The sequence below is a fragment of the Nonomuraea sp. NPDC049725 genome, assembly GCF_040674795.1.
In the GTDB taxonomy this organism is placed as follows: Bacteria; Actinomycetota; Actinomycetes; order Streptosporangiales; family Streptosporangiaceae; genus Nonomuraea; species Nonomuraea ceibae.
The window spans coordinates 156,052-177,916 of the sequence record NZ_JBFANJ010000014.1 but is presented as its reverse complement, the minus strand read 5'-3'; the positions used below and the strand labels follow the sequence as shown (position 1 = coordinate 177,916).

19 protein-coding genes are annotated in these 21,865 nt (G+C 72.3%); 12 read left to right on the top strand and 7 right to left on the bottom strand.

The features are described 5' to 3' along the window. Positions 1-27 precede the first annotated feature (27 nt). The 4 genes from AB0J53_RS32480 to AB0J53_RS32465 are packed head-to-tail and all read right to left on the bottom strand — an operon-like array spanning position 28 to position 4,437. Positions 28-1,398 carry a GH1 family beta-glucosidase gene (locus tag AB0J53_RS32480; protein WP_219505441.1) on the bottom strand — a complete coding sequence of 457 codons (1,371 nt, stop codon included), beginning with the start codon at positions 1,396-1,398 and terminating at the stop codon, positions 28-30. Continuing rightward, on the bottom strand, positions 1,395-2,198 hold the full coding sequence (locus AB0J53_RS32475) for a carbohydrate ABC transporter permease (protein WP_357583798.1): 804 nt from the start codon (positions 2,196-2,198) through the stop codon (positions 1,395-1,397). The genes AB0J53_RS32480 and AB0J53_RS32475 overlap by 4 nt, the downstream gene beginning before the upstream one ends. Further along, positions 2,195-3,157 (bottom strand): sugar ABC transporter permease, encoded by a 963-nt coding sequence (locus tag AB0J53_RS32470; RefSeq protein WP_219505444.1) that lies wholly within the window; start codon positions 3,155-3,157, stop codon positions 2,195-2,197. Before AB0J53_RS32470 ends, AB0J53_RS32475 begins: the two co-directional genes overlap by 4 nt. Next, a complete protein-coding gene (locus AB0J53_RS32465) occupies positions 3,154-4,437 on the bottom strand; it encodes an ABC transporter substrate-binding protein (RefSeq protein ID WP_364179452.1) in 1,284 nt (427 codons plus the stop codon). The genes AB0J53_RS32470 and AB0J53_RS32465 overlap by 4 nt, the downstream gene beginning before the upstream one ends. A gap of 60 nt (positions 4,438-4,497) precedes the next feature. Here AB0J53_RS32465 and AB0J53_RS32460 point away from each other — a divergent pair, with 60 nt between their 5' ends. The 5 genes from AB0J53_RS32460 (at position 4,498) to AB0J53_RS32440 (ending at position 9,034) form a co-directional block, all read left to right on the top strand. Beyond that, on the top strand, positions 4,498-4,716 hold the full coding sequence (locus tag AB0J53_RS32460; protein WP_364179450.1) for a hypothetical protein: 219 nt from the start codon (positions 4,498-4,500) through the stop codon (positions 4,714-4,716). Between the two features lie 83 nt (positions 4,717-4,799). Further along, a complete protein-coding gene (locus AB0J53_RS32455) occupies positions 4,800-5,879 on the top strand; it encodes a ThiF family adenylyltransferase (protein ID WP_364179448.1) in 1,080 nt (359 codons plus the stop codon). Beyond that, positions 5,876-7,033, top strand: a complete 1,158-nt coding sequence (locus AB0J53_RS32450; protein ID WP_364179446.1) for a hypothetical protein — start codon at positions 5,876-5,878, stop codon at positions 7,031-7,033. The genes AB0J53_RS32455 and AB0J53_RS32450 overlap by 4 nt, the downstream gene beginning before the upstream one ends. A gap of 64 nt (positions 7,034-7,097) precedes the next feature. After that, positions 7,098-8,084, top strand: coding sequence for a Fe2+-enterobactin ABC transporter substrate-binding protein (fepB, locus tag AB0J53_RS32445; protein WP_364179444.1), 987 nt, complete (start codon positions 7,098-7,100; stop codon positions 8,082-8,084). Positions 8,085-8,104: 20 nt separating this feature from the next. Next, positions 8,105-9,034, top strand: a complete 930-nt coding sequence (locus AB0J53_RS32440) for an alpha/beta hydrolase-fold protein (RefSeq protein WP_364179442.1) — start codon at positions 8,105-8,107, stop codon at positions 9,032-9,034. Between the two features lie 40 nt (positions 9,035-9,074). Here AB0J53_RS32440 and AB0J53_RS32435 read toward each other — a convergent pair whose 3' ends face one another. Together AB0J53_RS32435 and AB0J53_RS32430 are read right to left on the bottom strand one after the other, a co-directional pair. After that, on the bottom strand, positions 9,075-10,091 hold the full coding sequence (locus AB0J53_RS32435; protein WP_364179440.1) for an iron chelate uptake ABC transporter family permease subunit: 1,017 nt from the start codon (positions 10,089-10,091) through the stop codon (positions 9,075-9,077). Then, the gene (locus tag AB0J53_RS32430) at positions 10,088-11,014 is read right to left on the bottom strand and encodes an iron chelate uptake ABC transporter family permease subunit (protein WP_364179438.1); all 927 of its coding nucleotides are present in this window, start codon (positions 11,012-11,014) and stop codon (positions 10,088-10,090) included. Before AB0J53_RS32430 ends, AB0J53_RS32435 begins: the two co-directional genes overlap by 4 nt. Before the next feature lie 133 nt (positions 11,015-11,147). On the opposite strand from AB0J53_RS32430, the gene AB0J53_RS32425 reads away from it, so the two are divergent. Genes AB0J53_RS32425 through AB0J53_RS32395 form a run of 7 tightly spaced genes read left to right on the top strand, consistent with a single transcriptional unit; the run spans position 11,148 to position 19,473 of the window. Further along, a complete protein-coding gene (locus tag AB0J53_RS32425; protein WP_364179436.1) occupies positions 11,148-11,900 on the top strand; it encodes a 2,3-dihydro-2,3-dihydroxybenzoate dehydrogenase in 753 nt (250 codons plus the stop codon). Between the two features lie 11 nt (positions 11,901-11,911). Continuing rightward, positions 11,912-12,997, top strand: coding sequence for an isochorismate synthase (locus AB0J53_RS32420; protein WP_364179435.1), 1,086 nt, complete (start codon positions 11,912-11,914; stop codon positions 12,995-12,997). Continuing rightward, positions 12,984-14,495 (top strand): AMP-binding protein, encoded by a 1,512-nt coding sequence (locus tag AB0J53_RS32415; protein WP_364179433.1) that lies wholly within the window; start codon positions 12,984-12,986, stop codon positions 14,493-14,495. The genes AB0J53_RS32420 and AB0J53_RS32415 overlap by 14 nt, the downstream gene beginning before the upstream one ends. Positions 14,496-14,497: 2 nt before the next feature. Further along, a complete protein-coding gene (locus tag AB0J53_RS32410) occupies positions 14,498-15,112 on the top strand; it encodes an isochorismatase family protein (protein WP_219505471.1) in 615 nt (204 codons plus the stop codon). After that, positions 15,109-15,300, top strand: coding sequence for a phosphopantetheine-binding protein (locus AB0J53_RS32405; protein WP_219505472.1), 192 nt, complete (start codon positions 15,109-15,111; stop codon positions 15,298-15,300). Before AB0J53_RS32410 ends, AB0J53_RS32405 begins: the two co-directional genes overlap by 4 nt. After that, positions 15,293-19,198 (top strand): thioester reductase domain-containing protein, encoded by a 3,906-nt coding sequence (locus AB0J53_RS32400; protein WP_364179430.1) that lies wholly within the window; start codon positions 15,293-15,295, stop codon positions 19,196-19,198. The genes AB0J53_RS32405 and AB0J53_RS32400 overlap by 8 nt, the downstream gene beginning before the upstream one ends. Then, positions 19,192-19,473, top strand: a complete 282-nt coding sequence (locus AB0J53_RS32395; protein WP_219505474.1) for a DUF2218 domain-containing protein — start codon at positions 19,192-19,194, stop codon at positions 19,471-19,473. The genes AB0J53_RS32400 and AB0J53_RS32395 overlap by 7 nt, the downstream gene beginning before the upstream one ends. Before the next feature lie 72 nt (positions 19,474-19,545). On the opposite strand, the gene AB0J53_RS32390 is transcribed toward AB0J53_RS32395, so the two are convergent. Continuing rightward, a complete protein-coding gene (locus AB0J53_RS32390; protein WP_364179428.1) occupies positions 19,546-21,807 on the bottom strand; it encodes a hypothetical protein in 2,262 nt (753 codons plus the stop codon). Between the last annotated feature and the right edge of the window lie 58 nt (positions 21,808-21,865).

Sequence of the window (21,865 nt, the reverse complement as noted above, 5' to 3'; positions counted from 1 at the left end):
ACCATGTGGGAGAGCACGCAACGAAATCTACAACCGGTTGGCGGCGATCACGTCCCGATACCAGAGCGCGCTGTCCTTGAGCACCCGGGTCTGCGTCGCGTAGTCGACGTGCACGATGCCGAACCTGCGCCGGTAGCCCTCGGCCCACTCGAAGTTGTCCAGCAGCGACCAGACGAGGTAGCCGCGCAGGTCGGCGCCCGCCTCGATGGCCCTGCCGACCTCGCGCAGGTGGCCGTCCAGGTAGGAGACGCGGTCGGCGTCGTGCACCCGCCCGTTCTCCACGACGTCGTCGAAGGCCGCGCCGTTCTCCGTGACCATGAGCCCGACCTGCGGGTAGTCCTGCGACAGCCGGACGAGCAGCCGGGACAGGCCGTCGGGGACGATCGGCCAGCCCATGGCCGTGGTGGGCGCGTCGGCGGGGGCGAACCGGACGTCCTCCGAGCCCGGCCAGGCCGCGTCGGCGGGCAGGCCGGGACCGGCCTCCACCACGCACGGGTTGTAGTAGTTGACGCCGACGACGTCGACGGGGGCGTTGATGAGCGCCAGGTCGCCGTCCAGGATGTGGCCGGTGCCGCCGTTGCGGGCGGCGGCGGCCAGCACCTCCTCCGGGTAGCGGCCGTGGATCGCCGGGTCGAGGAACTGCCGGGTCAGCAGCGCGTGGATGCGATCCACGGCCGCCTGGTCCGCCTCGGAGGGCACCGCCTGCGGGTCGTTGACCTGGGCCGGGGTGAGCACCGGAGAGGAGTTGACGACCAGCATGAGCCGCTGCGCGCCGAGCTCGCGCAGCCGGGCCGCCGCCAGGCCGTGGCCGAGCAGCAGGTGGTGGGCCGAGCGCAGGGCGTCACCCGGGTCGCGGCGGCCGGGGGCGTGCACGCCGTTGCCGTAGCCGAGAAAGGCCGACACCCACGGCTCGTTCAGCGTCGCCCAGTCGCCGACCCGGTCGCCGAGCCGGTCGTGGACGAGCTCGGCGTACTCGGCGAACCGGTAGGCGGTGTCGCGGTCGGCCCAGCCGCCCCGGTCCTCCAGCGCCTGGGGCAGGTCCCAGTGGTAGAGCGTGACGTACGGGGTGATCCCGGCCTCCAGCAGCCCGTCCACGAGCCTGTCGTAGAAGGCCAGGCCGCGCGGGTTGGCCGCGCCCGCGCCGTCGGGCTGGATGCGCGGCCAGGCCACCGAGAACCGGTAGGCGCCCAGGCCCAGCTCACGCATCAGCGCGATGTCGTCGGGATAGCGGTGGTAGTGGTCGCACGCCACGTCGCCGGTGTCGCCGTCGGCCACCTTGCCGGGGGTGTGGGAGAAGGTGTCCCAGATCGACTGGCCCCGTCCGTCCTCCTTGACCGCCCCCTCGATCTGATAGGAAGCCGTTGCGGCACCCCAGACGAAGTTTTCCGGGAAGATCATCCCTTGACCGCTCCTTGCATGATTCCACCGATGATTTGCTTGCCGAACAGGGCGAAGACGAGGACGAGCGGCAGCGTGCCCACCGCCGTGCCCGCCAGGCCCAGCACGTAGTCGTTGACGTAACCGCTCGCCAGCGTCGAGAGCGCCACCTGGACCGTCGGGTTGTCCGGGCTGAGCACGACGAGCGGCCAGAAGTAGTCGTTCCAGGCCGACATGAACGTCAGCATGCCGAGCACCGCCGCCGCCGGGCGGGCCGTGGGCAGCACGACGTGCCAGAACAGCCCCCACGTGGTGCACCCGTCGACCCGCCCCGCCTCCAGCAGCTCGGTCGGCAGCGCCCGGGACAGATACTGCGTCATGAAGAACACGCCGAACGCGTTGACCAGCGCCGGGACGATCAGGGCGTAGTTGGTGCCGGTCCACTCCAGCTTCACCATGAGCATGTAGAGCGGGATGATGCCGAGCTGGGCCGGCACCATCATCGTCGCCACCGTGATGACGAGCATGGCGTTCTTGCCCCGGAAGCGCAGCTTGGCGAAGGCGAACCCGGCCAGCGTCGAGAAGAACATCACCGCGACCGAGATCGACCCGGCCACGATGAGCGAGTTCAGCAGGGCCAGCCCGAACGGCACCGTGTCGAAGACCCGCGCCACGTTCGCGAAGAAGTTGCCGCCCGGCAGCAGCGGCGGCGGCACCTGGGCCAGCGCCGAGTTGTGCCGGGAGGCGACCACGACGCTGTAGTAGAGCGGGAACGCCGAGAAGAAGGCGACCCCGGTCAGCGTCAGGTAACGCAGTCTCATACCAGCCCGCCCTTCACCTTGCGGGTCAGCAGGAAGTTGATCCCCGCCACGATCACCACCGCCAGGAACATCAGCCAGGACGCGGCCGAGGCGTAGCCGAAGTCGAAGGTCGAGTTCGCGAAGCCCTGCTCGTAGACGAACAGCGCCAGGGTCTGGAACTGCCGGTCCGGCCCGCCGGTCGCCAGCCCGCCCCCGCCGCCGGTGCTCTGCCCGAACAGCATGGGCTCGGCGATGATCTGCATCGCGCCGATCGTCGAGACGATCACCACGAAGATGATCGTCGGCCGGATCATCGGGATGGTGATGCTACGCAGCTGCTTGAGGTTGCTCGCCCCGTCGAGCGTGGCGGCCTCGTACAGCTCGCGCGGCACCGCCTGCATGGCGGCCAGGAAGATGAGCGCGTTGTAGCCCGTCCACCGCCACATGATCATCACCGAGAGCGCCAGGTGCGAGGTCGCGGTGCCGGCCGCCCAGTCGATGTGACCGGCGCCCAGCCCGCCCAGCACCCAGTTGATCAGCCCGAAGTCCCGGCCGAAGAGCTGGCTGAAGATCACCACCACCGCCACCACGCTCGTCACGTTCGGCAGCAGCAGCGAGATCCGGAACAGCGTGGCGAAGCGCAGCCGCTTGTTCAGCAGGTGCGCCAGCCAGATCGCCAGCACGAGCTGCGGGACCGTCGACAGCACGCCGATCGACAGCGTGTTGAACGTGGCGTTCCAGAAGTAGCCGTCGGCCAGCAGCGTCCCGTAGTTGCCCAGCCCGATGAACGTCTGCGTCTCCGACAGCAGCGTCCACTCGTGCAGGCTGACCCAGGCCGTGTAGATCAGCGGGAACAGCCCGAACGCGCAGAACAGCAGGAAGAACGGGGCGACGTAGGCGTACGGCGACACCCTCGTGTCGAGGGTGTGCCGCACACCGCGCCTACGCCGTCGCGTGACCGCGAGGGGGAGCGTGCTCATTTGATCTTCTTGACGTCCTCGAGCACCTGCGCCCACGCCTCGTCCGGGGTCTGCTTGCCCTGCTCGACCCGGCCCAGGCCGTTGCCGATGGCGACGCGGACGTCGGCCTCCTTTGGGCCGAGGTGCTGCGGCTTGAGCGCCTTGGCGGCGTTGGAGTAGATCTTGCCGATGGGGGCGTCACCGAAGAACGGCTTGGTGAAGTTCTGGATCGACGGGTCGTCGTAGAGCGAGGGGATCGACGGGAACGTGCCCTCCTCCTTGAAGACCTTGGCCTGGTTCTCCTTGGAGGTCAGGAAGTCGATCAGCTCGGCGGCCTCCTTCGGGTGCTTGCTCTGCTTGGGCACCATCAGGTGGGAGCCGCCGCTGTTGCCCGAACCGCCCGGCACGGTGGCGATGTCCCACTTGCCGGCCGAGTCCTTGGCCTGCTCCTGGATGAAGCCGGTCATCCAGGCCGGGCAGATGATCGTGGCGAACGAGCCCTTGGCGAAGCCGGTGTTCCACGGCGGCGAGAAGGCGGCCAGCTTGGCCGTCAGGCCCTCGGCGGTGAGCTGGTTGGACAGGTCCCAGGCCTTCTTCACGTCCGGGTTGGAGTCCACGATGATCGTGTCCTGGGCGTCGTAGAGGCCGACCGGCGCCTGGTTGACCATCGCGCGGAAGATCTCACCGGGGGAGTCGACGAACTTGGCGCCGGCCACGTCCGCCGCGGCGAACTTCTTGCCGGTCGCGATGTAGTCCTCCCAGGTGGGCCAGAGCGCCGACACCTCGTCGCGGTCCTCGGGCAGCCCGGCCTTCTTGAACAGGTCCTTGCGGTAGCACATGGCCAGCCCGCCCACGTCGGTGCCGAGGCCCAGCACCTGGCCGCCGTCCTTGCTCAGGCCCTGCTGCCACTTCCAGTCCAGGTAGTCGCCCTGCCGCTGGTCGAGGCCGTACTGCTTGAGGTCGGTGAACTTCTGCGGCTGGGCGGTGAAGGTGCTGACGTAGCCCACCTCGACCGCCACCACGTCCTCCGCGCCGGCGTTCGTGGCCAGGCGCTTGACCAGGTTGTTGTGGTGGTCGTTGAACTGGGTGACGTTCTCGGCGATCTCGATGTTCGGGTGGGTCTTCTTGTATTCCTCGTAGAGGGGCTTGAAGCCGAAGTCGCCGAAGAGGCCGATGGTCAGCTTGATCTTCTCGGCCGGCGCGGCCGCCGGCGTGGCGGTGTCGCCGCCGCTCCCGCAGGCCGCGAGGGCGAGCAGCGACGCGGTGACCAACGGAACGATCCGCCGGGTGCGAGGGGTCATGGAACCCTCCTCGGGTTCGTACTAGGGGGGTGGACGAGAGAGCGCTCTCTCGCCAGATTCGTGGGCATCGTGCGGCCCTGTCAACGGATCGTCGGTAACGATCGCTGTTATCAAGAGAGCGATCTCTCGGGTCTGGCCCCGGGCGTGTGGCCCGGCTGTGGCGATTGTGTGGCGGCGGCGGCGATGATCGGTCGCGAACGAGCGCAACGGAAGGAGGTCCCCATGAAGATCGAGGTCCGCAAGGTCGAGGCGGTCAAGGCCACCGGCTTCGCCGTCTGAGCCGAGTGCTCTGCCGGGTGGGAACGGGGTCCCGTTCCCACCCGCTTTTTTGTCTGTCTTCGAGGGGGATGCGAGGAGGAGCTGTGCGGATTGCGCTGAAGGAATGCGTCTGGGAGTCGCTCGGCGGTGATCTGTTCGTCATCACCGATCCGCGCGAGGTGGTGACGCTGGCCGACGAGGAGGGCCAGGTGGCCGCGCTCTTCGCCGCGCTGGACCGGGGCCCGTGCACGGTGCCCGAGCTGCGCGAGCGGCTCGCGGAGGGCGGCGTCGCGCTGGGCGAGGACGACGTGCACGGTGCCGTGGCGGCGCTGGACTCGCTCGGCCTGGTCGAGTACGAGGCCGACCGCACGCTCGGCGACCCGGCCCTGGACGCCCGCCACTTCTCCAACCTGGCCTTCTTCGGCACGCACTCCCGGCTCGACAGGCCGCGCGCCGAGTTCGTCTCGCGGTTGCGCCGCTCGCACGTGCTCGTGCTGGGCGTCGGCGGTGGCGGCTCCTCGGTCGTGCAGGCCCTGGCCGGGCTCGGCGTGGGCCGGCTGACGCTGGTCGACCGGGACGAGGTCGAGCCGCGCAACTTCGCCAGGCAGTTCCTCTACCATCACGCCGACATCGGCCGGTCCAAGGTCGAGTGCGCGGCCGAGTGGGTGCGCGCGTTCGACCCGGAGATCGAGGTGCGCCCGGTGGAGCGCTGGATCTCCGGCCCCGACGACCTGAAGGACCTGCTGGACGGCGTGGACCTGGTCGCGGGCGGCCTCGACGGGCACCCGGACGCCAACCTGTGGATCAGCGACGCCGCCGTGGGCGCGGGGGTGCCGCTGGTGGTGGGCGGGATCACCCGCTCGGAGGTCGTCTACTACTCGGTGTCGCCGGGCCGCAGCGCGTGCGTCCGGTGCGACTGGAGCGACCGGCCGCCGGCGGACGAGGCGAGCAGCGGCGGTTTCGTCGAGCGCAACCGGGACCGGCTGGCGCTGAGCAACACCCTGATCGGGCCGCTGGCGATGCAGATCGGCTCGCTGGTCGCCTACGAGGCGCTGCGCTACCTGACCGGGTTCGAGGAGCCGCGGGCGGCGGGCGCGTACATCCGCCTGGACCTGCGTGACGGCCTGGCGCCGTCGCGGCACCCGTTCACCCGCGACGACGCCTGCCCGGTGTGCCCGCGATGAGCGGCGGGACTGTCGCGCTGCGCCCGCTCAGCCTGGTCGAGGAGGGTGACGAGGTCCTCGTCGGCGATCCGGAGACCGGCACGTTCGTGGCGATCCCGGCGGTCGGCGGCGTGGTGATCGCGGCGCTGCGTGACGGCGCGAGCGTCGAGGAGGCCGCCCGGCGCGCCGAGGAGTTCGCGGGCGAGCCGGTGGACGTGCCGTCGTTCGTGGAGACGCTGCGTGAGCTGGGCTTCCTCGACGAGGGCGAGCGGGCGCCGGTCGCGACCGCGCCCGTGCAGGGCCGCCGGTGGCTGCGCGGGGTGCCCGCGTGGGTGGCCAGGCCGCTGTTCGGCCGCGTGGCGTGGACGGTGTACGCGCTGGCGGCGGTGTTCGACCTGGCCGTGCTGGTCCTGGTGCCGTCGTTGCGCCCGGCGCCCGCGCAGGACGCGTTCGTCCTGGACGACGTGGGGCTGAGCGCGGTGCTGCTGTACGCCTTCCAGCTCGGCCTGGTCGCCGTGCACGAGTGCTGGCACTGGCTGGCGGCCCGGTCGCTGGACATCCCGGCGCGGTTCGGGCTGGACCGGCGGATGGCGTTCCTGGTGTTCGAGACCGATCTGTCGCAGCTGTGGTCGGTGCCGAGGCGGCAGCGTTACGGCCCGCTGCTGGCCGGGCTGGCGATCGACGCGGTGATGCTGGCCGTGCTGCTGGCGGGGCAGCTCGTGGTGACCTCGCCGCTGCTCGCGGCCTGGGCGTTCGTGCTGCTGTTCCAGATCGCCTGGCAGTGCATGGTGTTCCTGCGCACCGACCTGTACGCGGTGCTGGCCACCCGGCTGGGCTGCAAGGACCTGTGGCGGGTCAAGTCGCTGATGCTGCGCCGGGCGTTCGGCCGGCTGAGTGCCGAGCAGGAGGCGGAGCTGGCGGCCGCCGATCCGAACGACGTGCGGGCCGGGCGCTGGTTCCGCTGGGTGTGGCTGGGCGGCTTGCTGGTGGTGGCGGTGTGGCTGGCCTACTTCGTGCTGCCGGTGGTCACCGGGCTGCTGGCGTGGACGGCCGGCGAGGTCGCCGCCGGGCCGGGCGCCTGGGGGTTCTGGTGGGCGATCGGCTGCGCCGCCGTGGCGCTGGGCCCGTGGCTGGTGGCCGGCGCGCTGGCCGTGAAGGAGAGGACCGCCCGGTAGTGCCTATTAGGTAAGGCTGCCCTAATATTGCTTAGGCTTTGCTTACCTAACATGGGAGTCGACTGTGGCATCCTCCATCCGCGCGAGCCTGATCGCGCTCCTGGCCGCCGTCAGCCTGGCGGCCTGCGGGTCGGGCGGGACGACCGCCGAGGGCGGTCAGGCGGCGGCGAAGGCGCAGACACGCACCGTCCAGCACGACGCGGGCACCGCCGAGGTGCCCGTCGCGCCCAAGCGCGTCGTCTCGGTCAGCGTGACCATCACCGGTCACCTGCTCGCCCTGGAGGCGCCCGTCGTCGCGTCGCAGGCCACCGCGCCCGGCCCGATCACCGACGGCAACGGCTTCTTCAAGCAGTGGGCCGACGTGGCTGCCCAGCGCGGCGTCCAGGTCCTCTACCAGGGCTTCGAGCCCGACCTGGAGAAGGTCATCGCGGCCAAGCCCGACCTGATCGTCGGCGCGGCCACCGGCGCCGACAGCGCCGCCAAGGTCTACGACAAGCTCCAGGCCATCGCGCCCACCGTGCTGTTCCGCCACGACAACCTGACCTGGCAGGACCTCAGCGCCAAGCTCGGCAAGGCCCTCGGCCTGGAGGCCAACGCCACCAAGCTGGTCGAGACGTACGACGCCAGGATCGCCGAGGTCAAGGGCAAGATCAAGGTGCCGGAGCAGGAGGCGGTGCTGCTGCGCGACAACAACACCGACATCCCCGTCTTCACCGACAAGTCCGCGCAGGGCGGGCTGCTCGCCTCCCTCGGCTTCGCCATCCACCCCATCGACGCCTCCATGGCGGCCGAGTCCAGCAAGGAGGGCGGCGGCCGCACCGACATCGTCAACGTCGCCCAGGAGAACGTGGTCAAGGCGTTCGGCGACAGCTCGCTCTTCTTCGTCTCGCACAGCCCCGAGCAGATCGCCGCGACCAGCGCCAAGCCGCTGTGGAAGGACCTGCCCGCCGTCGCCGGCAAGCGCGTGCACGACCTCGGCCTCGACTCCTTCCGCATCGACTACTACAGCGCCTCCAACATCGTGGACCGGATCGAGCAGCAGTTCTCCTGATGCGCGATCAGCCTCCCCAGGTGCCCAGACCCGCGCCGCCGCAGGTCGTGCCCACCCCGCCGGTGGACGGCACGACCTCGCCGGTGATCACCGAGCCCGCCCCGGACCGCCGCGCCGTCACGTTCCTGTGGCGCGGCCGGGCCGGGGAGGTGCGGGTACGGGCCAACAAGCTCACCCACCAGAGCGACGCCGCCCTCATGGAACGCGACGGCGACCTGTGGCACCGCACCTACCTGGTGCGGCCCGGCTGGCGCTCGTCCTACCTGCTGACGGTCGACGGCCAGGACGTGCCCGACCCGCTCAACCCGCGCCGCTGGCGGGGCTTCTCGATCGCCGAGACGGCCCCGCCGTCCCCCTGGCTCGCCCCCGGCGAGCCGCGCCACCGCCTGTCCCGCCTGCCCCTCGGCTGGCGCTACGACCCGGTACGGCCCGCCGAGGGCAGCCTGGTCATGCTCGACGGCGAGCACTGGGTGGACGACCTGCCCGTCATCCTCGACAACCTGATCGGCGCGGGCGCGATCCCGCCGGTCACCGCCTGGCTCGTCGAGTCGGGGCCGGACCGGGCCGCCCGCCTCACCTGCGACGCCGCCTTCGCCGACGCCCTGCCGTACGAGGGCCGTACCGTGATCGCCGGGCAGAGCTTCGGCGGCCTGGCCGCCGTGCACGCCGCGCACCGGCATCCCGACCGGTTCGCGGCGGCGCTGTCGCAGTCGGGGTCGTTCTGGTGGCCCAACGGCCCGGAGCCCGAATGGCTCACCGGGCAGATCGCTGGGAGGCCGCCCCGGGTGCACCTGCAGACCGGCACGCTGGAGTGGGCGCTGCACGGCCCCACCGAGCGGCTGCGGCAGGCGCTCGGCGACGCGGGCACCCATGCCGCGTTCGAGGGCGGCCACGACCGCTACTGCTGGCGCAACGAGCTGGCGGACGGCCTGATCGCCCTCCACGGCTGATCGCCCTCGGCGGATCGGGCCGCGGCGGATCGGGCCCTGGCTATTTGCGCCATTCGCGGTAGATGAGCCACGCCAGGTAGATCCCGCCGAGGCCGCCCGTCAGGACGCCGACCGGGAGCTGGCCGGGGGTGGGCAGCCGCTGGACGAGCAGGTCCGCGGCGGCCAGGAGCAGCGCGCCCATCGCGGCCGACGAGCCCACCCCCGGCCCGGGGGCCCGCGTGACGCGCCGGGCGAGCTGCGGCGCGGCCAGCGCGACGAACCCGATCGGCCCGGCGCTCGACACCGCCACCCCGGACAGCCCGACCGCGACCAGCAGCAGCACCAGGCGCAGCCGCTCCACCCGGACCCCGAGCGCCCCGGCCGCCGCGTCGCCCATCTCGATCAGCGCCAGCGCCCGGCTGAGCCCCAGCGTGACCGGCAGCCCGATCGCCACGGCCAGCGCGACCGGCCACACCTTCTCCCAGCCGGTCCCGGACAGGCTGCCGATCAGCCAGACCTTGGCCCCCTGCGACTCGTACAGGTCGGCCCTGGTCAGCAGGTAGGCGATGAGCGACTGGAGCATCGCGGTGACGCCGATGCCGACGAGCACGAGCCGCGTCCCCTTGACCCCGCGCTGGAACGACAGCACGTACACCAGCAGCCCGGCCCCGAGCCCGCACGCCAGCGCCCCCAGCGAGATCGCCTGCGCGCTCGCCGCGCCGAACACCAGGAGCATGAGCACGGCCCCGGCGGCGGCTCCGGCGTTGACGCCGATGATGTCGGGGCTGCCGAGCGGGTTGCGCGACAGGCTCTGCACGACCGCGCCGCCCACGCCGAGCGCCGCGCCGACCAGCAGGGCGAGCAGCACCCGGGGCGCGCGCAGCGAGTAGACGACCATCTCGCTGGTGGCGTCGCCCTGGCCGAGCAGCGTGCGCAGCGCCTCGCCGACGCCGACCGCCGAGCCGGTGCTCAGCCCGAACAGCCCCACTGCCAGCCCGGCCGCGGCCAGGCAGAGCACCACCGCGGACGCGCGCGGGTGGACCCGCACCGCGATCCCGGACATCCGTACCGTCTTCACGCCGGGATCGCCTTCCGCCTGCGCAGGAGATAGATGAAGATCGGCGCTCCGACGAACGCCGTCACGATGCCGCTCTCCAGCTCGGCCGGCCGGACGACCACCCGGCCGAGCACGTCGGCGGCCAGCAGCAGCGCGGGCGCGAACACCGCCGAGTAGCCGATCACCCACCGGTGGTCGGGCCCGGTGAAGGCGCGCACCGCGTGCGGCGCCATCAGGCCGATGAACCCGATCGGCCCCGCCGCCGCCGTGGCCGCGCCGCACAGCAGCGTGATCGCGATGCCGGTCAGCAGCCGGATGCGGCCCAGCCGTACGCCGAGTGCCTGGCCGGTCTGCTCGCCGAGGGCGAGCGCGTTGAGCCCGCGCCCGAGGCCCAGCGCCAGCAGCGTGCCGGCCAGGACGAACGGCACGACCTGCTGCACCACGTCGAGCGAGCGCCCGGCCAGCGCCCCGACGTCCCAGAAGCGCCACTGGTCGAACACCCCGGAGTCCAGCGACAGCACGCCGTTGATGGCGGCGATCAGCGACGCGCTGACGGCGGCCCCGGCCAGCACCAGCCGGGTCGGATGGTGGGCGCCCAGCGCGTAGACGACGACGGAGGCGATCAGCGCCCCGGCCATCGAGAACCACACCCACGTCGACATGTCGGAGGCGCCGAAGAAGAGGATCGAGCACACGACGGCCAGTGACGCCCCGGAGTTGACGCCGAGCAGCCCGGGGTCGGCCAGCGGGTTGCGGGTCAGCGCCTGCATGAGCGCCCCGGCCAGGCCGAGGGCGACGCCGACGCAGATGCCGAGCAGCGTGCGCGGGACCCGCAGGTCGTGGACGACGGCGGCGGTCTCGCCTCCGTCGGGCTGCCAGAACTGCTGCCACACCTCGCCGAGCGGGATGTCCTGCGCGCCGACCGCGAGGCTCAAAACGCTCATACACAGGAAAACCGCACTCAAGACCACAAGTCCCGTCAAGCGCATGAAATCCCTCTCTTTAGGCAAGGCTTACCTTATCTTGAACGCCGGACCGTCTCGCTCTAGATTAGGCAAGCCTTACCTAAGGAGTGAGATGGAGTTTCGGGGGAGTCATGCTCTCGTGACCGGCGCGGGCCGGGGCATCGGCGAAGCGGTCGCGTCCCAGCTCGCCGGGCTCGGCGCCGCCGTCACCGTCGTCGACGTGGACGCCGGACTGGCCGGACGCGTCGCCGCCCGGCTGCGCGAGGCCGGCCACCTGGCCACCGCCCGGCCCGCCGACGTCAGCGACGCGGCCGCCGTCGAGCGGGCGGTCGCCGAGGCCGAGGCCGAGTTCGGGTCGCCGGGCATCCTCGTCAACGTCGCCGGGGTGCTCGCGCTCGGCCCGGTGCTGGAGTTCGGCGACGCCGACTGGCAGCGCCTGTTCGCCGTCAACGCCGACGGCGTCTTCCACACCAGCCGCGCCGTCGCCCGCCGGATGGTCGCCCGCGGCGACGGCGTCATCATCACCGTCGGCTCCAACGCGGCAGGCGTGCCCCGCGCCCACATGGCCGGCTACGCCGCCTCCAAGGCCGCCGCCACCATGTTCACCAAGTGCCTGGGGCTGGAGCTGGCCCCGCACGGCATCCGCTGCAACGTCGTCGCGCCCGGCTCCACCGACACCGCCATGCAGCGCGCCATGACCGCCGACCCGATCAAGGGCGCGCCCGAGATGTACCGGCTCGGCATCCCGCTCGGCCGCATCGCCGACCCCACCGACGTGGCCGACGCGGTCGTCTTCCTCGCCTCCGACAGGGCGCGCCACATCACCCTGCACGACCTGTACGTGGACGGCGGGGCCTCACTGTGAAGGACACACCGATGGACGAGTTCTTCCTCGCCTCGCCGCGCGGCACCCTGCTGGCCGGCGGGCCGTACTTCGCGGTGCCGCCGTCGGCGCGCAGGAACGCGCTGGCCGACCTGCCCGCGCGGGCGGCCGGCGCGCTCGGGGTGGCGCTGGCGGCCGGGCACACCGCGCCGGTCGTCGTGGGCGCGATCCCGTTCGCGCCCGATGCCGACGCCTGCCTGTACGTCCCCCGCTGGGTACGCCACGGGCCGCCGCCGGGGCCGGGCGCCCCGGCCGCCCCGCTCGCCGCCGACCCGGGCGACTCCGAGCAGATCCCGCCGCCCCTGGAGTACGCCGAGGCGGTACGCCGGGCCGTGAAACGGCTGCGCGCCGGCGACCTGGACAAGGTGGTGCTGGCCCGCTCCCTCACGATCCCGTACGAGGGCGACCTGACGCCGCTGGTCGAGGCGCTGGCCGAACGCGACCCCACCGGCTACACGTTCGCCGCCGCGCTGCCCGGCGGCCGCACCCTGCTGGGCGCCAGCCCCGAGCTGCTCGTCTCCCGCTCCGGCCGGACCGTCGTGGCCAACCCGATGGCCGGGTCCGCGCCGCGCGGCGCCGACCCGGGCCACCTGATGACCTCGGCCAAGGACCGGCGCGAGCACGCCCTCGTGGTCGAGGCCGTCGCCGCCGCGCTACGGCCCTACTGCAGCACGCTGTCGGTGCCCGAGCAGCCGTCGCTGGTGCCGACCGCCTCGATGTGGCACCTGTCCACCCGCATCTCCGGCGAGCTGGCCGACCCCGCCACCACGTCGCTGGAGCTGGCCGCCGCCCTGCACCCCACCCCCGCCGTCTGCGGCACCCCCACCGACGCCGCCCGGCAGCTCATCGCCGAGCTGGAGCCGTTCGACCGGGGCTTCTACACCGGCCTCGTCGGCTGGCAGGACGCCGCCGGCGACGGCGAATGGGTGGTCGCCATCCGCTGCGCGGTCGCCGACGGCACCGCCCTGACCCTGTACGCCGGCGCCGGCATCGTGGCCGACTCCGACCCCGACGCCGAACTCGCCGAGACCTCCGCCAAATTCCGCACGACGCTGGGAGCGCTGCATGTGGCCCGATGACTACGCCGCCCGCTACCGGGCCGCCGGCTACTGGACCGGCCAGACCTTCGGGGACTGGCTGAGGGAGCTGGCCAAGGAGCACGGGGACCGGGAGGCGGTCGACAGGCTGACGTACGCCGCGCTGGACGCCCGCGCGGACCGGCTGGCCGCCGGGTTACATGGGCTGGGGCTGCGGCGCGGCGACCGCGTGGTGGTGCAGCTCCCCAACGAGCCGGTGTACTTCGAGGTGATCTTCGCGCTGTTCCGGCTCGGCGCGCTGCCCGTCTTCGCGCTCCCAGCCCACCGGCTCAACGAGATCACCCACCTGGTCACCCACAGCGGCGCCGCCGCCTACGTGACGACCCGCGCGCTGGAGGTCCCGGCCCCGGTGCCGCGCGTCCTGCACGCCGACGCGCTGCCGTACGAGGACCCGATCGACCTCGACGGGCCGCGCCCGGAGGACGTGGCGTTCCTGCAGCTCTCCGGCGGGAGCACCGGGCTGCCGAAGCTGATCCCGCGCACCCACGACGACTACCTCTACAGCGTGCGGGCCAGCGCGGAGATCTGCGAGCTGTCGCCGTCCACCGTGTACCTGTGCGCGCTGCCCGTGGCGCACAACTTCCCGATGTCCTCGCCCGGCGTCCTCGGCGTGATGCACGCCGGCGGGCGCGTCGTGCTGGCGCCGCAGCCGTCGGCCGAGGTCGCGTTCGGGCTGATCGAGCGGGAGCGGGTGACGATGACCGCCGTGGTGCCGCCGCTGGCGCTGCTCTGGCTGGACGCCGCCCGGCGCACCGGCCGCGACCTGTCCAGCCTGGAGGTGCTGCAGGTGGGCGGCGCCAAGCTGGCCGCCGAGACCGCCCGCCGGGTACGCCCCGAGCTCGGCTGCCGGCTCCAGCAGGTCTTCGGGATGGCCGAAGGACTGGTCAACTACACGCGCTCCGACGACCCCGACGAGATCGTGGAGACCACCCAGGGCCGGCCCATCTCGCCGGACGACGAGATCCTCGTGGTGGACGACGACGACCGGCCCGTGCCGCCCGGCGAGGTCGGCCACCTGCTCACGCGCGGCCCGTACACGATCCGCCGCTACTACGGCGACTCCGACCCCGGCGCGTTCACCGCCGACGGCTTCTACCGCACCGGCGACCTGGTCCGGGTGACGCCCACCGGGCACCTCGTGGTCGAGGGGCGGGCCAAGGAGGTCATCAACCGGGGCGGCGAGAAGGTGTCGCCCGAGGAGGTGGAGAGCCACCTGCTGGCCCACCCCCGCATCCGCGACGCCGCCGTGGTCGCCGTGGCCGACCCGTACCTGGGGGAGCGCAGCCACGCCTTCGTGCTCAACCGCGAGCCCGTCACCGTGGCGGAGGTCAGGGCGTTCCTGCGCGAGCGCGGGCTGGCCGCGTACAAGATCCCCGACCGGATCGAGTTCGCCGGCGAGTTCCCCGTCACCGGGGTCGGCAAGACCAGCAAGAAGGACCTGCGAGCCGCGCTGCGCGCGCGTGCGGAAGGAGACTCCTGACCATGGGACTGCCCGTCATCGAGCCGTACCCGCTGCCGTCGTCGCCGCCCGAGGGCCGGGTGGGCTGGGAGCTCGACCCCGGCCGGGCCGCGCTGCTCGTCCACGACATGCAGAACCACTTCCTCGCCCCGTTCCAGGCCGCGCCCATCCCCGAGGTGATCGGCAACATCCAGCGGCTGCGCGAGCACTGCGCCGACGCTGGCATCCCGGTGCTGTACTCGGCCCAGCCGGGCGCCCAGCCGCCCCGGCAGCGCGGGCTGCTGACCGACTTCTGGGGGCCGGGGCTCGGCGCCGAGCCGTTCGCGGCGGCGATCGTGGACGAGCTGAAGCCGGAGGACCCCGGCGCGGTGCTCACCAAGTGGCGCTACAGCGCCTTCGTCCGCACCGACCTGGCCGACCGGCTGGAGGGACGCGACCAGCTCATCCTGGTCGGCGTCTACGCCCACATCGGGGTGCTGGCCACCGCCCTGGACGCGTTCATGCGCGACATCCAGGCGTTCGTCGTGGCCGACGCCGTGGCGGACTTCTCCCTCGGCCACCACGAGTCGGCGCTGGACTACGCCGCCTCGCGCTGCGCGCGCGTGGTGACCACCGGACAGATCGTGGAGGGCGCGTGAGCGACGAGGAGTTGCGGTCGTACGTGGGCGAGCTGCTCGGCGAGCAGCCCGGCGCGGACGACGACCTGCTGGAGCTGGGCATGGACTCGATCAGGCTGATGGCCGTCGCCGACCGGCTCGGCGCCGACTTCGCCGACCTGGCCGAGCGGCCCACCCTGCGCGCCTGGGGAGAGCTGATCCGTGGCTGAGCCGCTGACGGCCGCGCAGCTCGGCATCTGGACGGGGCAGGCGCTGTCGCCGGGCAGCCCCGTCTACAACGCGGGGGAGTACGTGGACATCCGGGGCGCCCTGGACGAGCGGCGCTTCGAGGCGGCACTGCGGGAGGTGATCGGCGCGGCCCCGGCCCTGCACGCGGTGTTCTCGGACGCCGGGCAGGTCGTCCGCGAGACGGACGGGTGGCCGCTGCACCGGCTCTCGGCGTCCTCCGTGGAGGAGGCCGAGGCGTGGATGCGCGAGGACCTGCGGATCTGCGCCGACCTGGCCGCCGGGCCGCTGTTCGCGCAGGCGCTGATCCGGATCGACGAGGACCGGCGCCTCTGGTACCAGCGCATCCACCACATCGCGGCCGACGGCTACGCGTTCTCGCTGCTGGCCAGGCGGGTGGCCGACGCGTACTCGGGGCGGCCGGGCTCCTTCGGGTCGTACGCGGCCGTGCTGGAGGAGGCGGCCCGTTACGAAGGCGGCGATGGCACCAGGGCTCGCGACCGGGCCTACTGGGTCGGCCGGTGCGCCGGGATGCCCGCGCCGCCGCTGCTCGCCCCCGCCGCGCCCGTCAGCGGCGAGGTCCACCGGCGCACCGCGAAACTGCCCGACCGGGTGCCGCCGGAGGTCGCCGTCGCCGCCACCGCCGCCTACCTGCACGCCCGGACCGGCGCGGCCGAGGTGGTGCTCGGGCTGCCGGTCATGAACCGGCTCGGGTCCGCCTCGCTCAAGGTGCCGTGCATGGCCATGAACATCGTGCCGCTCCGGGTGCCCGTCTCCCCGTCGGACACCCTGTCCTCGCTGGCCGGGCACGTGGCCGCCGAGATCCGCGCCGGGCGTCCCCACCACCGCTACCGCTACGAATGGCTGCGGCGTGACCTGGGGCTCGTGGGCGGTGACCGGAGGCTGTTCGGGCCGGTGGTGAACGTGCTGCCGTTCGGCTACGACCTGCGGTTCGGGGAGGCGCGCGGGACCGTGCACAACGTGTCGGCCGGGCCGGTGGAGGACCTGTCGATCGCCGTGTCGGACCGGGGCGGGCCGTGCGCGGACTTCGACGCCAACGCCGCCGCCTACTCCCGGGACGAGCTGGACGCCCACGCCGACGGCTGGCTGTCCCTGCTCCAGGAGCTGACCGCAGACCCGGACCAGCCGCTGTCGCGCGTCTGGAAGCCTTTGACCGGGGGAGTCGTGCTCGACGGGGGGCCGCTGTCCGTGCCCGCCGTGCCCGTCGCCCACCTGATCGCCGCCCAGGCCGCCGCCACCCCCCACGCCGTCGCCGTCGAGCAGGAAGGGCGGCGGCTCACGTACCGGGAGCTGCTGACGTCGGCGCGGGCCTTCGCCGACCGGGTCGCCGGCGCGTCCCTCGTGGCGATCATGCTGCCGAGGGGCTTCGACGCCGTCACCGCGATAGTCGGGACCGTCCTGGCCGGCGCCGCGTACCTGCCGCTTGACCCCGCCTGGCCGAGGGCGCGCGTCGACGGCATCCTCGCCGCCGCCCGCCCCGACGTCCTCGTCACCGCCGGCGGGGTGGAGCGCCGCCCCGGCGTCCCGCGCGACCCCGGGCTCGCGTACGTCATGTACACCTCCGGCTCCACCGGCCGTCCCAAGGGCGTGGCGGTCGGCCAGGAGGCGCTGGCCCACTTCGTCGCCGGAGCCACCGGCGTGTACGGGCTCCGCGCCGACGACCGGGTGCTGCAGTTCGCGCCGCTGCACTTCGACGCCTCGGTGGAGGAGATCTTCCTGACCCTGTGCGCCGGGGCGACGCTGGTGCTGCGCACCGACGAGATGCTGCAGTCCGTCGGCCGGCTCCTCCAGGCATGCGCCGACCTCGGCGTGACCGTGCTCGACCTGCCGACCGCGTTCTGGCACGAGGTCGTGTACGCGCTGTCCACCGGGACCGCCGCGCTGCCGCCCCGCGTCCGCACGGTGATCATCGGCGGTGAGGCGGCGCTGCCCGAACGGGTCGCCCGCTGGCACGCCGCCGTGCGCGGCTCCGCCCGCCTGCTCAACACGTACGGGCCCACCGAGGCCACGGTCGTGGCGACGGTCGCCGAGCTGGTGCCGGGGGACCCCGACGTGCCCATCGGACGGCCGCTGCCCGGGGTGCGGGCCGCGGTCGTGGACGGCGAGCTGGTGCTGATGGGCGGCGGGCTGGCCCGCGGCTACCTGGACGCGCCGTTCGGCAGCCACGCGGGCGAGCCCGCGTACCGCACCGGCGACCGGGTCCGGGTGCGGGCCGACGGTGCCCTGCTGCACCTGGGGCGCATCGACGACGAGTTCAAGATCAGCGGGCACCGGGTGGACCCCGCCGAGGTCGAGTCCGCGCTGCTGCTGCACCCCGGCGTGCGGGAGGCCGCGGTGGTCGGGCAGGTGCTCGACAGCGGAGCCAGGCGCCTGGTCGCCCACGTCGTCCCCGCCGGCGAGGAACCGTCCGGCCTCAGGGAGCACCTGGCCGGGCTGCTGCCCGCCGCCGTGATCCCCTCCGCCTACGTCTTCACCGCCACCCTCCCCAGGACCACCACGGGCAAGATCGACCGCTCCGCCCTCAAGGAGGCCGCCGTCGAGACCGCGCCCCGGGGCGACGACGGGCTGGTGGGCGTGGTCCTGCGCGTGTGGGAGGAGGTCCTGGGCGCCACCGGGATAACCCCGGCCGACGACTTCTTCCAGCTCGGCGGGCAGTCGCTGCAGACCATCCAGGTCGTCAACAGGCTCGCCGCCGAACTCGGCCGCGACGTCCCGGCGACCCTCCTGTTCCGCCACCCGACGGCGGCGGCCCTCGCCGCCGCCCTCCCCCCGGGCGCGCGGGCCACGGCCGAGGCGCCCTCCTACGTCGCCGACGCCGTGCTTCCCCCGGACGTCCTGCCCCGGGCCTTCCCCGCCACCCGGCCGCCCACGTACCTGCTCACGGGCGCGACCGGCTTCGTCGGCGCCCACCTGCTGGCGGAGCTGCTCACGTCCACCGACGCCCGCATCGCCTGCCCCGTCCGCGCCGCCGACGAGCCCGCCGCACTCCAACGCCTCGCCGACGCCCTGGCAGCCCAAGGACTGCCGGAGCTCCCCCGGGGCCGGGTCCTCCCCATCCCCGCCGACCTCACGAAAGCCGAGCTGACCGGCGACTACCAGGCCGTGTACCACAACGCCGCCGTCGTCAGCGTGACGCGCCCGTACAGCAGCATGCGCGCCGCCAACGTCACCGCCACCCTCGACCTGCTCCGTCTCGGAGCCCCCTTCCACTACATCTCCACCCTGGCCGTCGCCTCCCCCGGCCCGTCCGTGCCCGAGGAGTACGTCCCCCCGCACCCCGGCCTGCGCGACGGCTACACCCAGTCCAAATGGGCGTCGGAAGAGCTCGTCCGTCAGGCGGGGGAACGCGGCCTGCACACCGCCGTCTACCGCCTCGGCCGCGTCACCGGAGCCGACGGCCACGTCAACCCGGGCGACCTGTTCTGGCGCATCGTCCGCGCCGGCGTCCTCGCGGGCGCCCGCCCCGACCTGGACCTCGCCGAACCCTGGACCCCCGTCGACTACGCCGCCCGCGCCGTCGTCACCCTCTCCCACGCGGGCTCCACCGGCGTCCACAACCTCGCCCCCCTCCCGCCCGTCCACCTCGCCGAAGCCCTGGAATGGGTCGCCGACGACGGCTACGACCTGCCGGTCGTCCCCCTGGACGCATGGGTGCGACGGCTCAGGAACGGCGACGCCGAATCCGCGGCCACCGCCGCCTTCTTCGACCTGGCCACCGGACCGCCGCCGCCGATGGGCCACGTCCACGCCGGCCGATCCGACGGCATCCCCTGCCCGCCCATCGACCGCGACACCATGCGCCGCTACCTCGCCCACTGCCGGGCGACCGGCCTCCTGCCCGCGAAAGGAACCCCATGCTGACCAGCACGTCCCGGGTGGAGACCGACCGCGCCACCCGCTACCTCGTCCAGCTCTGCAAGCACTTCGCCCGCAAGGTGCCCGCCGAATGGACGGACGAGAAGGGCACGGCCACCTTCGACTGGGGCACCTGCGCCCTGCTGGCCGAGCCGGACGCCCTCCACCTGACCATCGAGGCCCCGGACGAGGAGAGCCTGGGCCGAGTCCGCTACGTCGTCACCGACCACCTCGAACGCTTCGGCACCCGAGACAACCTGACAGTCACCTGGTCGGAGTGAGTTCCATGTCGACCGGCCTCGCCGAACCGAAGGGGCGCGGTCCGCTCGCCACGTGAAGGCCCGCCGGGCGGCTCAGCCGGGCCCGGCGGTCCAACGCCCGACCTGTACGGACTTCACGTGTGCCTTCGCCTGACTGTGGACGGCCTTCGCGATCCCGTGTCGGATCGTCGACGCGTTGACCTCGATCCCGTCGGACGTGGCGCGGCGGATCTCCTCGACGACGGCCGAGGATGAGGCGTGGTCGTCGAGAAGATGCGTGATGCCCGCAAGGTGGTCGGGGCCGTACAGCGGACCGAGGGGATCGATGAGTTCCTCCGGCGGTCCGACGTCGAAGATCTGCTTGACCGGGCGATACTTCCTGTTGGTCTCCTGCATCTTCGCGTAGAACATCTCCCGCTCCGCCTCGTACTGCTCGAAGTACTGCGTGGGGAACACGGCGACCTGGGCGTCCACGGAGACGGAGTCCTCCGCGGTGTAGGTCACGAGTTCGTCGTCGCTGGGGGTTCCGTCCCCCGCAACCCTGATCGTCTCGGTCACGGCGAATGACACGCTGAACGACGGGTTGGCCGCGTTCTCGCTGGTCACCTCCAGCCAGAGCACGCCGCGAGGCGGCCACTCCTTCTCCAGTCCCGGGATGGGGTCGTGCGCCGGGTCGCTGACCTGGACCCGGCAGCTGAAGAGCACCCGCCCTTCGCCTTCCTCCTCGGTCCAGTAGGTCGCGCCGGACGAATCGACGAAACGCAGGTAGGTCGCCGCCTCCAGCTCGACGTCATGGTCCGGGCCGAAACGGGGCACCGGCTTGAGACCGGCCGGTCCCGGGTCGCCGGTGTGCCACAGCCCCTCCTCGCCTTCCAGACGGCGGACCTGGGACTCGAACACGGAGATCCGGGTGCCGTCGTTGCCGACCAACTCGACCTTGTAGCCGAACGTGACGTCGCTGGAGGCGAGCCGGCGAAGGTTCGGTACGCCGTCCAGGCCGGGGTTCGCCTGGATCGCGATCGGCACCCGTACCTTCACCGCGCGGGCTTCACGTACGCCGTCGAACGTGGTGGGCGGGACCAGGATGTTGAACGTCTCCGCGCTGGTCTGTGCGGTGGAGAGGACGCTCAAGGTCTCCGTCTGGGCGCGGTCCGCGTAGATGCCCAGCGTTTCCGACTGAGGGGGAGGGAAGAGCAGCTGCCCCATACTGTTGATCACTGACCAGAGGTCGCTGAGCCCGTTGTTCCGGCACACCCATTTGAGCGATGCCTGACGGTCACGGAAGAACCCGCCCATCTGATCCTGGCCCATCAGCCCCGTCGAGAACCCCGCCGGATCGGGCACCCACCACCCCGGCTGGTACGCACTGGTGCCGAAAGCCGGGTCGGCCGCCCCGCACGGCCAGCTGGAGAACGTGAAGCGGGGCAGATACCGCTCCTCGCTGAACGGGGTCGCCGGAACATGGTCGAAATGCGGAGCGGGCATCGGCGCGCTGACCAGAATCTGCGCGTACCAGTCGGCGGCGAACTGGGAAAGCGCCTCGATCAAGCCCAGCAGACGCTCCCGCTCATGTCCCGTCGAACGGAAATAGGGCTCGACGAAGCGAATTCCATTGAGATAGCAGAGCGCTCCCGCCATCAGAACCGGTGCATGGAATCGCCCGTCCCAGCGGAGATGGCTGGCATTGAGGCTGTCCGGTGTCTGCCAATCATGGTAGGAGGCGGAGAGCGGACGCATGACCTGGACCGGCCACACGGTCGCCGGAACCACTCTTGTCTCGTTCGGCCACGACCTCTCCGAGGGAGGCAGGGAACTCGCGAACACACTTTCCGGTTGGCCCATCAAATGGGCCCCGGCGTAGACCTGGTCGCCGCCCATCATCCAGTGCGGCGCCGGGTTCCCGGACAGCATCGTGTAGGTCTCGGGATGGAACGGCAGCAGATTGGCCTCGGGCATGGCATGCCCCAGAAGCTTGGGACGCATCACGTTCAGGGCGTTCACCAGCTCGCGCCGGTGCTGGGCGGAATGGTCCGCCGCGAAGGACCGAATTCCGTCGGCGACATCCTTGATGAGCCCCTGCGTTCCGGTAGCCCGTTCCAGGCGATCGGAAATGAGTGTGCGGTGATTCTGGTCGCCGATCTTCTTGATTTCTTCGCGGATCTGGTCGAGTGCCTCCTGGATCGGGTCTTTGCCGCCGATGATCGCCTTGATGATGTCGGCGGCCACGGCAACGACACCCACGACGGTCGACGCCGCCGCGACCCAAGTGGCGATGCTCTTGAAGGTGGCCACGGCGCCGGCGGAAATGCCCACGGTACGGGCGAACGCCTCGGGGTTCCTGAAGCTGATCGACACAGGACCACCGTTCCTTCACAACATCGGTTGACGCCCCAAGATTCGCACCCCGCGAAGA